Below are 11,147 nucleotides of genomic sequence, written 5' to 3'. Positions count from 1 at the left end.
GCGGGGTGCGGGCGGGTGGCCCCCCTCGCTGGTCGTCCTTTCTTCTCCGCGGTAGTCCCGCACTGCCTTTGTGTGTTCTGCCCCACGTCCGGAGCGAGCGGCGGCAGGCGGGGAGAAGCTCGTCACACCTGGTAGTCGTAGAGCGTCGGCCGCCCGCCGGAACTCGGCAGGTTCGCCGGTGACCGCAGGTGGTTCCGGCCCGAATCGACCGTCCGCAGCGTTGTCGCCAGCAGCTCCGAGAACTCCGCCAGCTTGCCGTCCACGTACGCGTCGCAGTCCGCTCGCTGGCGGTCGGCTTCCGCGTGGGCCTCGTCCACGATGCGGGCCGACTCCGCGTGCGCCGCCTGGACCACCTCGGTCTGGGCGACCAGGCGAGCCTGCTCGGCCCGGCCGTCTTCGATGGCGCGGTCGTACGCGTCGCGGCCCGCCTGGACCATGCGCTCGGACTCGGCGCGGGACCGGTCCGTGAGGTTCTGGTACTCCGCCTGGCCCGCCGCCACCGTGCGGTCGGCCTGGTCGTGCGCGTCGGCGAGCATCTGCTCCGCCCGGGCCCGCGCGTCGGCGAGGATGCGCTCCGCTTCGTCCGTCGCGTCGGCGATCGCGCGCTCGGCCTCGGCGTTCGCGCCCGCCACCGTCTCGCCCGCTTCCTTGCGGGCCGCGTGGATGAGGTCGTCGCGCTTGTCGAGGACGTCCTGGGCGTCGTCGATCTCCGCCGGCAGTGCGTCGCGGACGTCGTCGAGGAGCTCGAGCACGTCCCCCCGGGGTACCACGCAGCTGGCCGTCATCGGGACGCCGCGCGCCTCCTCGACGATCGTGACGAGCTCGTCGAGCGCCTCGAAAACCCGGTACACGGCAACTCCAATCCCCTGTCGCTGTGTCCAGTCTGCCCGCATCGGGCGCCGAAGCGGTGAACGCGACCGGCGCCGGGCGTGTCCCCCTGGACCACGCCCGGCGCCGGAGTCACCACGGCAGCACGAAAGCCGGATCGGTGATCACCTTCGTGAGCTGCTCCTCGCTCAGCTGCGCCGAGTCGGCGGCGTCGTCCGCCGCGTCGGCCAGCGTCACCGCGGAACCGTCGGCCCGGTTGAGGACACCGTTGAAGCCGCGCAGCTTCTTGAACCCCCCGGTGCTCACGTAGCCGACCTCGGACACCAGCAGCACGGCCCCGCCGGGCTGCGGGATCCGGTCGCAGCGCAGCCCGTCGGTGGGCGGCTCCGGGCAGGACCGGGCCACCGGCACGTGGTCACCCGGCACCTGCCGGCCGTACACCGTCAGCTGGAAGGACCCGGGCCGCCCCGCCTCGTCGGCGAAGACGGCGGTCACGGCCATCAGGCCGGGGCCGATGGCGTCGGCCGGGGACACGCCGACCGTCAGGCCCCGCACCCCGGGGAACACCCCGGTCACGGCGTCGGTGAGCGCCTGCCGGATCCGGGCCTGGTCGGCGAGCGACGGCGGGGTCGGCGGGGCGGCGGGCGAGACCGGGTGCGTGCCGGGGGTGAACACCGCCACGGCCGCGACGGCCGAGGCCACGGCGAGGGCGCCGGTGATCCCCGCCCGGCGCCGCCGGGTGTGCCGGGCCGCGCGGTCGGCGACCTCGTCGGGGTCGAAGCCGAGCGGTGGTTCCGCGACCTCCACGTCACGCAGGCGGGTTTCCAGGTCGGTCATCACGCGGTCCTCTCCGTGCTGTGCTCGAGCACGCCCCGCAGCGTCTCGAGCCCGCGGGCGGCCTGACTCCGGACGGTCCCCTCCGAGCAGCGCAGCACGTCCGCGACCTCCGCCGCCGGCAGGCCGGCGCAGTAGCGGAGCACCACCGCGGCGCGCTGCTTCGGCGGAACCTCGGCGAGGGCGCGCAGGAGCGGGCCGGAAATCCCGGTCTCGGGTGCGGCAGCGGGCTGGTCCGGCACGACGCCGTCACGGCGTTCGCGACGCCGCCACGGCCGCCGCTGCTCGTCGAGCCAGCAGCGCAGCAGGACCTGCCGGGCGTAGTTGTCGACGGGCCCCCGCCGCGCGATCTTCGGCCAGACCCGGTACAGCTTGACCAGGGCGTTCTGGACGAGGTCCTCCGCCAGGTGCCAGTCACCGCACAGCAGGTACGCCGTCCGTCTCAGTGCCAGGGCGCGTGCCCTGGCGAACTCCCGGAAGTCTGCGTCGTCCGCAGCCCGCATCGCGCCTCCTCGTCCTCGTTTCGGTGTACCTCACGGACGAGGGGGCGCGGCGCGTTGCACGGATCAGGAATTCAGGTCGATCCGCTTGAAGGTCGCGTAGCGGTCGGGGGTGTAGGCCAGCTCGCCCGCCTTGCCGGAGATCACGCGGTCGTTCGTGCCGACGGTGAAGAGCTTGTAGTAGCCGGACGCGCAGGCCGGGAGCACGCCTTCGCGGTTCTCGTAGGTCGTGCCGGTGGCCGCGCCGCCGCGGACGTCGTTCACGACGGCCTTCGCCGCCGACGACAGCTGCGAGTAGCCGATCTTCGCCAGGCCCGACAGGTCGCCGCAAGCGTGCGTCGTGCCGCCGCCGCTGATGTCGATGACCTTGAAGGTGGCGTAGTGGTCGCCGGTGTAGAAGTACTCGCCGGCGCTGCCGGTCACGATGCGGCGCGTACCGCGGGTGCTCGAGCCCGGCGTGGGCACCGTGTACTCGTGGTAGTAGCCCGACGCGCAGGCCGGGAGCACGCCTTCGCGGTTGTCGAAGACGACGCCGTCGTTCTTCGGGTACGGGAACGGCCCGTCGGTCTGGATCAGGTTGTACGTCTTCGTCGCTTCGGGCGGCAGCGCCGAGAGCGTCGTGTGCGAGAAGCCGGAGAGGTTCCCGCAAGCGTTCTGCGCGACGACGGCGGGGGAGGCCGGGGAGGACGCCGCGGCGGCGGTGACCCCGGCGAACAGCGTGGCCAGGAGCGCGAAGAGGACCGCGACCAGGCGTGATCGGTAGTTGGCCATTTTCGGACCGTAACCCGATCGGATGATCGTCGGGAGACGTCGACGTGAACTCCCGCACCACCGGGCCCAAGTCCCGACGAACGGAGGGGGCCGAACGACGGGAACCGGACACCCGGGGTCCGATGTGGACTCGGTGGCGGGTCAGCGCCCGAGCTTGGGGAACTTCTCCGAAAGCCGCTCGTAGACGACCGCCGGGACGAGGTGCTCGATGTCACCGCCGAGCGCCGCGACCTCCTTGACCAGCGAGCTGGACACGAAGCCGTACGCCGGGTTGTTCGCCATCAGCAGCGTCTCGACGCCGGTGAGCTCGCGGTTCATCTGCGCCATCTGCAGCTCGTAGTCGAAGTCGCTGACCGAGCGCAGGCCCTTGGCGACCGCCGCGATGTCGTGGTCGCGGCAGTAGTCGACCAGCAGGCCCTCCCAGGAGTCGACCCGCACGTTCGGCAGCTTCGCCGTGATTTCACGGAGCATGTCGAGCCGTTCGGGGACCTCGAACAGGCCCTTCTTCGACCGGTTCACCCCCACCGCGACGACGACCTCGTCGAACAGCACGCTCGCTCGTTCGATGATGTCGAGGTGCCCGTTGGTGGCCGGATCGTAGGAACCGGGACAGACCGCACGCCGCATGGCGCGGACGCTACCGTGCCGGACCGGGTCTCCGCCGCGTGGTTCACGCCACAGCTGTGTACTCCGCCCAGAAGACGGCCGTGTCGCCGTACTTCTTCGCGCGCGTCGGCTCGAAGCCCGGCGGCCAGTCCGGCTCGCCGTCACGGGCGGCGCGCTCGATCACCACCAGGGCCGACGACCCCAGCCAGCCGCCCGCGGCCAGCGAGGCCAGCACGGCTCCGAGCGCGGCCGCGTCCACGGCGTACGGCGGGTCGGCGAGCACGAGGTCGAACGAGGCGGGCGCGGGCGCCGCGACCACCGCCTCGACCGGTCCGGCCCGGACCGTGCCGCCCAGGCCGAGCGCCGCGACGTTGCCGCGCAGGACGTCCACCGCGCGCCGGTCGGACTCCACGAACAGCGCGTCCGCCGCGCCGCGCGAGAGGGCTTCCAGGCCGAGCGCGCCGGACCCGGCGTAGAGGTCGAGGACGTGGGCGCCGTCCAGCTCGCCGGCCGTCTCGAGGGCGTTGAACAGGGCTTCCCGCACGCGTTCCGACGTCGGCCGGGTGCCCTTCGGCGGCACCTTCAGCCGCCGTCCGCCCGCCGTCCCGGCCACGATCCTGGTCACCCCCCGATTGTGCGGGGACGGCACGGGGCGCGGATGACCGGGACACGGGTGTCCCCGCCCGGGCCACCGCGTAGAGTCGTTCTTCGCCCTCGGAGGCGATCCCAAAGCTGTCAAGGAGCCATGCGTGTCCGAACCTCGGGTCAGACGGGCCGAGATCGCCATCGAACAAGCCCACGTCGATCGCGTGTACACCCGTCTGGACGAACTGAAGGCCCAGGCCGAGGCGATGCGCACGAAGGGCTACGAGATCGGCCAGGGAGCGCAGCGCGAGGCGATCTTCGAGCAGGCGTCGATGCTGTTCGAGCGCGACATGATGGTCCACCACGCCAACCAGACGCTGCAGACGCTCGACGCCGAGTACGAGGGCCTCGTCTTCGGCCGGCTCGACGACCGCGAGGGCGAACGCACCTACGTCGGCCGGCTCGGCATCCGCGACGCGGAGTTCGACAACCTCGTCACGGACTGGCGCGCGCCGGCCGCGGCCGCGTTCTACCAGGCCACCGCCGAGGAACCGATGGACGTCGTGCGGCGGCGGGTGATCCGCTGCTCGGGCCAGAACGTCCTCGACGTCGACGACGACGTCCTGATCGCCGACGCCGTCCCCGAGGACATGCAGGTCGTCGGCGAGGGCGCGCTGATGGCGGCGCTGGGGCGCTCGCGCGGCGAGAAGATGCGCGACATCGTCGCGACGATCCAGAAGGAACAGGACGAGGTCATCCGGGCGCCCTGGCGGGGCGTCACCGAGATCACCGGCGGCCCGGGCACCGGCAAGACCGCGGTCGCGCTGCACCGCGCCGCCTATCTGCTCTACCGCTACCGCCGCCAGCTCGGCGGGGCCGGCGTGCTGGTGATCGGGCCGTCGGGCGTGTTCACCAGCTACATCTCGCGGGTCCTCCCCTCCATGGGCGAGACGAACGTCGAACTGCGCGCGCTCGGCGAAGTCCTCGACGGCCTGGAGGCGACGCGGCAGGACGCGGCGCCGCTCGCCGCCGTCAAGGGGTCGCTGCGGATGCGGAAGGTGCTGCTGCGGGCGCTGCGGGACACGCCGCCGGAGGCGCCGGAGGAGATGCGGATCGTCTACCGCGGCGAGGTGCTGAAGCTGAACGCCCGCGAGCTGGAGAAGATCCGCCGCAAGGCCCACACGCAGGGCGCGCCGCCGAACCGGTCGCGGATCCGGGCGGCCGAGATGCTGCTGGACGCCCTCGCCGCGAAGGCCGAGGAGCACGCCAAGGACGACGGCAGGCCGTTCGACCGCGCGGAGCTGATCACCGACCTGGGCGAGCGGATCGACTTCCACCGCTTCCTCGTCGTGTGGTGGCCGGTGCTGTACCCGGCGCAGATCCTCAAGTGGCTGGGCGACGAGAAGCGGCTGGCCTCGGCGGCGAAGGGCGTCCTGAACCGGCCGGAGATCTCGATGCTGGCCGCGGACTTCGCGGACCGGTCGCGGGGCTGGTCGATCGCGGACGTGGCGCTGCTGGACGAGCTGCGCGTCCTGACCGGGCCGGAGCCGAAGCGCAAGCGGCGCCAGGTGATCGAGGTCGAGCCGCAGCGCTCGGGCGGCGCGCCGACGCGGCCGGAGCACTACGACGAGTACTCGCACGTGGTCGTCGACGAGTCCCAGGACCTTTCGCCGATGCAGTGGCGGATGGTGGGCCGGCGCGGGAAGTACGCGAGCTGGACGGTGGTCGGGGACCCGGTGCAGAGCTCGTGGCCGGACCCGGCGGAGGCGGCTTCGGCGCGCGATCAGGCGTTCGGCGTCAAGACCGCCCGGCGGCGGTTCACGCTGCGCACGAACTACCGGAACTCGGCGGAGATCTTCGACCTGGCGGCGAAGGTGGTGGCCGGGCACGCGGAGTCCGGCGAGCTGCCGGTGGCGGTCCGCCGCACCGGGGTGGAGCCGGAGGTCCGCCCGGTGGAGGCGGCCGGCCTGGCCGCGGCGACGCAGGCCGCGGTGAAGGAACTGCTGGGCGCGGTCGAAGGCACGGTCGGCGTCATCACCGCGATGGACCGGGTGCCGGAGGTCGCGGGCTGGCTGTCGGGGCAGGCGGACGAGCGGCTGAAGGTCGTGGGCAGCCTGGATTCGAAGGGCCTGGAGTACGACGCGGTGGTGCTGGTGGAGCCGGTCGACCTGATCACGGAATCGACGACCGGCCGCCGGGTGCTGTACGTGGCGCTGACCCGCGCGACGCAGCAGCTGATCGTGCTGGCCTCGAACCCGGACTGGATCCCCGCCGCCTGATCCGGGCGCGAGAGACGCTGAAGGGCCCCTTCGGGGGGCGGGAGGCGGGTTCCCGTGCCCTCGAAGGAGCCCTTCAGACCCCCGGTGAAATGAACGTCGTGGGACGAGCGCGTCCAAGGGCATGTCTAGCCGATCCGGGTTGTTCGGTGTCCGCGCTCACCCACCGAACAACAACGCCGAACAAACCCCGGCGCGCTGATCAGGGGCAAGGCGGGGCGTAACCGAGGTCCGGGAAGCTTTCGCTCCATTCGGCTTCGGTGATCCGGGGTGACACCGCCGCGCAGATCCGCTGGGCCGCCCGGTCCGGATCGGCCTCCCAGAACCGCACGGTGCCGTCCGCACCCCCGCCCGCCAGGGTGTGGCCGTCCGGCGCGTACTGCGCGGCGTAGACGCGGTCGCGCTGCTCGGGCAGGACCGCGTACGGCGTCGCCGCGGCGACGTCCCACAGCCGGATCGTCCGGTCGTAGCTGCCGGACGCCAGCGTCCGGCTGTCGCCGCTGAAGGACACCGACATGACGACGTCCGCGTGGCCGTCCAGCACCACCGGGGGCGGCACGTGCGCCGGGTCGGTGACGTCCCACAGGCGGACCATGCGGTCGGCGCTCGCCGTGGCGACGTGCCTGCCGTCGGGGCTGTAGGCGACCGAGAAGATCGTGTCGGTGTGTCCCGTCAGCTTCGCGAGCGGCCGCGGGGCCCGGGGCGCCGAAATGTCCCAGAGCCGCGCGGTGTGGTCCCAGCCCGCGGTGACGAGCGTCCGGCCGTCCGGGCGGAAGGCGAGGGTGTGGACGTCGTCCCCGTGGCCCTCGAGCTTCGCGATCTCGACCGGCCGGGCCCGGTCGGCGAGGTCCCAGAGCCGGGCCGTGTGGCCGTCGCCCGCGGTGGCGAGCAGCCGGCCGTCCGGGCTGAAGGCGACCGCGTCGACGTCGTCGTGGAGCCGGTTGAACACCACCGGCGGCCCGGGTTCGGCCGGGTCGGTGATGTCCCGCAGCGTCATCGTGTGGTCCCAGCTGCCGGTGGCCAGGGTCCGGCCGTCGGGGCTGATCGCGACGCCGCAGACCGCGTCGCCGAACCCGCCGATCGTGGCCAGCTCCCGCGGCGCGCGCGGGTCGGTGCGGTCGTACAGCCGCACGGTCCCGTCGTAGCCGCCGGAAGCCAGCAGCTTGCCGCCGGGGCCGAAGGTGACGTGGCACGCCTGGGCCGTGTGCGCGGCGACGGCGGGCCCGGGCAGGTCCCAGAGCCGGGCGGACTGGTCGTCGCTGGCCGTGGCGAGGGTGCGGCCGTCGCGGGTGAACACCGCGGCGACGACCGCGCTGGTGTGCCCGGGCAGCGACTGCAGCTCGCGCGGCTGCCGCGGGTCGGCGACGTCCCACAGCCGGGCCGTGCGGTCGAAGCCGGTGGTGGCGAGCGTGCGCCCGTCGGCGGCGAAGGCCACCGACCGCACGATCGCCTTGTGCGTGGTGAGCGACGCCAGCGGCGCCGGGTGGGCCGGGTCGGCGATGTCCCACAGCCGCGCGGTCTGGTCCTGGCTCGCCGTGGCGAGGACGGGCCGGCCGGGGCCGAACGCCACCGAGTGCACGACGTCGGTGTGCCCGGCCACGACGCCGAGCTGCGTCCGCGAAGCGACGTCCCAGAGGCGGGCGGTCTTGTCGGCCGACGCCGAGGCGAGCAGCCGGCCGTCGCCGCTGAAGGCGAGGTTGTTGACGTAGGACGTGTGCCCGGTCAGCTCCCCCACCGGCCGCGGGTGGGCGGCGTCGGTGGTGTCGTAGAGCCGGATCGTGCCCTTGACGTCGGCGGTCGCCAGCAGCGGCCCGGCCGGGCTGAAGGCCACCGCGTACGCCTTGCCTTCGTGCCGCTCGATCGTCGTGCCGGGCCCCGGCCGCGCCGGGTCGGAGACGTCCCAGACGCGGACGGTGCCGTCGAAGCCCGCGGTGGCGACGGTCCGGCCGTCGGCCGCGAAGGCGACGTTGTTCACGTTGCCTTCGTGCCCGGCCAGCACGCCCAGCGGCGCCGGGTGGTGCGGGTCGTGGACGTCCCAGAGCCGGGCCGTGCCGTCCCAGCTGGCCGTGACGACGACCCGCCCGTCCGGGCGGAGGGCGACGGTGTTGACCCGGCCGGTGTGCCCGGTGAGCCGCGTCGCGTACGGCGTGCCGAACATGCCGAGCAGGCCGCTGCGCTCGTCGGCCCCGGGATCGAGGCGGTACGCGGCGAGCGCGAGCTGCGCGGCGAGCGCGGGGTTGGTGGCGCGCATGGCCAGCGCCTGGCCGGCGACCTTGTAGGCGAGCGCGTCGTTGCGCTGCTCGGTGGCCGTGGTCTCGGCGCGCACGGCGTAGGCGGTGGCGGCCACGGCGACGACCAGCAGCACCGCGAGCAGCGCGACCAGCTGGCGGAGCCGCCGGGTGCGGCGGCGGTCGCGGTCCCGCTCGGCGTGTTCGACGGCGAGGCTCGCGTCGAGGAACCGCCGTTCGCGCCGCGACAGCGCCGAGTCCTGGCGCGCGGCCCACTCCCGGGCGATCGCCAGCCGGGTGCCGCGGTAGAGCCAGCCGGGGTCCTCGTCGACGGACTCCCAGGCGCCGGTCGCCTCGGTGAGCTGCCGGTGGACGCGCAGGCCTTCGCGGTCCTCGGTGAGCCACTCGCGCAGCCGCGGCCAGCCGCGGATGAGGGCTTCGTGGGCGATCTCGATGCCGGTGTCGTCGAGGGTGACCAGCCGGGCGGCGGCCAGCTCGGCGAGAACCACGGCGGTGTCGGTGTCGTCGACGTCGTCGGCGTCGAGCTCGGCGCGGCCGATGCGCCGCTTGGTGTCTTCGGTGCCTTCGCCGAGCGCGGTCATGCGGAGGAAGATCTGCCGCGCCAGCCGCTGCTGGCGCGGGGAAAGCTTGGCGAAGGTGCCTTCGGACGTCTGCGCGATGGCCCGCTCGATGCCGCCGGTCGACTCGTACGCGGCGAGGGTCAGCGTGGTGCCGCGGCGGCGCCGCCACGTCTCCAGCAGCGCGTGCGAAAGCAGCGGCAGCACGCCGGGCTGGCCGGTGGCGTCGGCGACGAGCCGGGAGACCAGCGCGTTTTCGACGCGGTAGCCGGTGTCGACGGCGGGCCGCGAGATCGCCTGCCGGAGCTCCTCGGTCGTCATCGGACCGACCAGGATCTGGGCGTCCTGCATGGCCTCGGCGAGTTCGGCGTGCCGCGCGCAGTGGGTGTAGAAGTCGGTGCGGATGCCGAGGACGACCCGGGTGCGGCTGCCGGGTTCGGTGGTCGCGGTGACGAGCGCGTCGAGGAAGCGGGCCCGTTCCTGGTCGTCCTGGCAGAGGGTGAAGACCTCTTCGAACTGGTCGACGACCAGCACGAGGTCTTCGTCCTCGCCGTCGGCCAGCTGACGCGCGGCGAGGCCGAGGTGGCGCGGGTGCGCGGCGAAGTCGTCGAACAGGGCCCCGGGCGCGACGCCGAGCGCGGCGGCGAACTTGACCGCGCACTCCTCCAGCGGGCGGTGCCCCGGGGTGAGCAGCACGGCCGGCCCCTTCACCGAAGGCAGCAGCCCGGCCCGCAGCAGGGACGACTTTCCCGAGCCGGACGCGCCGAGGACGGCGAGAAAACGCTGTCTCGTGAGCCGTTCGACAACTTTTTCGACGAGCCGTTCCCGGCCGAAGAATCGATCCGAGTCGGCGGACGTGAAAGCGGCCAGCCCGACATACGGGGGAGTTTCCCCGGGTTCCGGCTCGCGCGGTGAATCGGTACCGTCCGCACGCGACTCTTCGGCGACGGCGTGCCAGCGTTCCTCCCATTCCGCCGGCGCTCCGCCGCAGGCCCGGACGTAGGCCAGCGTGACCGCCAAGCTGGGGAGTTTCCGCCCGCCGGCGGCTTCCGAGAGCGTTCCCGCCGAGTAGTGCGCCCGCCGCCCGAGCTCGCGGTAGGTCGGATTTCCGGCGCTCTCGCGCAACCGCCGGAGATCAGCGGCGAATTCGATGAGCAGATCGTCCCCGGGATCCAAGGGTCGCTCGGGACGCGGCACCCGGTCCTCCCTGTGGTTCATTTACCGGTTCGCCCACCGTAGCCAAAAGCGCGCGATCAGGTGCGGGAATCCAGCGACCGGTGAACCGCTTCGGAGTCGACGCCCAGTTCCGCCAGCAACTCGGCCGCCGGGTCGGGCGGGGCCAGCTTCACCAGCACCCGCAGCAGCCGCGCCGGATCGCGCGGCCGCGGCGTCCCGCCGATCGCCTCGTTGACGACCGCGCGCGCACCGGAGGTGAACGCTCCCAGCGTCAGCTTTCCGCGCCGCGCCGGGACTTCGGCCGGGCGGAGGCCTTCCACCTCGATGCCGAGCGCCGCCAGGGCCGCCCGGTCCAGGCGGTCCAGGGCCGCGCGGGCCTCGGCCAGGCCGACGCCGAGCGCGAGCGCGCTGTCCGGGTCGTGCAACAGGCCCAGCAGCAGGTGTTCGGTGCCGAGCCGCCGGTCGCCGCGGCGGCGGGATTCCTCCAGGGCCGCCGTCACCACCACGGCGAACGGGCTCCTGGCGATCAGCCGGTCGAGCACGAGCACCTCACTTCCCGTACTTGGCGTGCACGGACTGCCGGGCGACGCCGAGCGCGTCCCCGATCTGCTCCCACGACCAGCCCCGCTCCCGCGCGTGCGCGACGGCCGCCGCTTCGACCTGCTCGGCGAGCCGGTGCAGGGCGCCCACCGCCCGCAAGGCCACCGCCGGGTCCGTTTCCGAGACGCGTCCCGAAAGCTCTTCCGCTTCCACGGGTGTCAGTCT

10 protein-coding genes are annotated in these 11,147 nt (G+C 73.4%); 1 reads left to right on the top strand and 9 read right to left on the bottom strand.

The window, feature by feature from the left end; translation table 11 throughout:
- Positions 1 to 122: 122 nt before the first annotated feature.
- The 6 genes from AB0F52_RS13380 to rsmD form a co-directional block, all read right to left on the bottom strand.
- Positions 123 to 851 (bottom strand): DivIVA domain-containing protein, encoded by a 729-nt coding sequence (locus AB0F52_RS13380; protein ID WP_103343880.1) that lies wholly within the window; start codon positions 849 to 851, stop codon positions 123 to 125.
- A 109-nt stretch (positions 852 to 960) separates the two neighbouring features.
- A complete protein-coding gene (locus AB0F52_RS13375) occupies positions 961 to 1,665 on the bottom strand; it encodes a hypothetical protein (protein WP_360169074.1) in 705 nt (234 codons plus the stop codon).
- The gene (locus AB0F52_RS13370) at positions 1,665 to 2,165 is read right to left on the bottom strand and encodes a SigE family RNA polymerase sigma factor (RefSeq protein ID WP_360169071.1); all 501 of its coding nucleotides are present in this window, start codon (positions 2,163 to 2,165) and stop codon (positions 1,665 to 1,667) included. The genes AB0F52_RS13375 and AB0F52_RS13370 overlap by 1 nt, the downstream gene beginning before the upstream one ends.
- Positions 2,166 to 2,228: 63 nt before the next feature.
- On the bottom strand, positions 2,229 to 2,933 hold the full coding sequence (locus AB0F52_RS13365) for a ribonuclease domain-containing protein (protein ID WP_360169068.1): 705 nt from the start codon (positions 2,931 to 2,933) through the stop codon (positions 2,229 to 2,231).
- Between the two features lie 141 nt (positions 2,934 to 3,074).
- Complete coding sequence (gene coaD, locus AB0F52_RS13360) at positions 3,075 to 3,560, bottom strand: pantetheine-phosphate adenylyltransferase (protein ID WP_360169065.1); 486 nt, start codon at positions 3,558 to 3,560, stop codon at positions 3,075 to 3,077.
- A 43-nt stretch (positions 3,561 to 3,603) separates the two neighbouring features.
- Positions 3,604 to 4,164, bottom strand: a complete 561-nt coding sequence (gene rsmD / locus AB0F52_RS13355) for a 16S rRNA (guanine(966)-N(2))-methyltransferase RsmD (protein ID WP_360169062.1) — start codon at positions 4,162 to 4,164, stop codon at positions 3,604 to 3,606.
- A gap of 124 nt (positions 4,165 to 4,288) precedes the next feature.
- Between rsmD and AB0F52_RS13350 the strand changes: the two genes are divergently transcribed.
- Complete coding sequence (locus AB0F52_RS13350; RefSeq protein WP_360169059.1) at positions 4,289 to 6,403, top strand: ATP-binding domain-containing protein; 2,115 nt, start codon at positions 4,289 to 4,291, stop codon at positions 6,401 to 6,403.
- Positions 6,404 to 6,602: 199 nt separating this feature from the next.
- Here the strand turns inward: AB0F52_RS13350 and AB0F52_RS13345 are convergent, their stop codons facing one another.
- The 3 genes from AB0F52_RS13345 to AB0F52_RS13335 form a co-directional block, all read right to left on the bottom strand.
- Positions 6,603 to 10,382, bottom strand: coding sequence for a hypothetical protein (locus AB0F52_RS13345; RefSeq protein ID WP_360169588.1), 3,780 nt, complete (start codon positions 10,380 to 10,382; stop codon positions 6,603 to 6,605).
- 77 nt (positions 10,383 to 10,459) lie between these two features.
- Positions 10,460 to 10,930, bottom strand: a complete 471-nt coding sequence (locus tag AB0F52_RS13340; protein WP_360169056.1) for a Clp protease N-terminal domain-containing protein — start codon at positions 10,928 to 10,930, stop codon at positions 10,460 to 10,462.
- 1 nt (position 10,931) lies between these two features.
- Positions 10,932 to 11,135 carry a helix-turn-helix domain-containing protein gene (locus AB0F52_RS13335; protein WP_013223678.1) on the bottom strand — a complete coding sequence of 68 codons (204 nt, stop codon included), beginning with the start codon at positions 11,133 to 11,135 and terminating at the stop codon, positions 10,932 to 10,934.
- Between the last annotated feature and the right edge of the window lie 12 nt (positions 11,136 to 11,147).

The sequence above is a fragment of the Amycolatopsis sp. NPDC024027 genome (assembly GCF_040638975.1).
Taxonomy (GTDB): domain Bacteria; phylum Actinomycetota; class Actinomycetes; order Mycobacteriales; family Pseudonocardiaceae; genus Amycolatopsis.
The sequence above is the reverse complement of the archived record's forward strand: the minus strand, read 5'-3'. Positions and strand labels throughout refer to the sequence as shown.

Excerpts from the sequence above, each read along its gene's own strand:
- AB0F52_RS13375 (WP_360169074.1), bottom strand. The coding sequence starts at position 1,665 with ATGACCGACCTGGAAACCCGCCTGCGTGACGTGGAGGTCGCGGAACCA.
- AB0F52_RS13370 (WP_360169071.1), bottom strand. The coding sequence starts at position 2,165 with ATGCGGGCTGCGGACGACGCAGACTTCCGGGAGTTCGCCAGGGCACGC.
- AB0F52_RS13365 (WP_360169068.1), bottom strand. The coding sequence starts at position 2,933 with ATGGCCAACTACCGATCACGCCTGGTCGCGGTCCTCTTCGCGCTCCTG.
- coaD (WP_360169065.1), bottom strand. The coding sequence starts at position 3,560 with ATGCGGCGTGCGGTCTGTCCCGGTTCCTACGATCCGGCCACCAACGGG.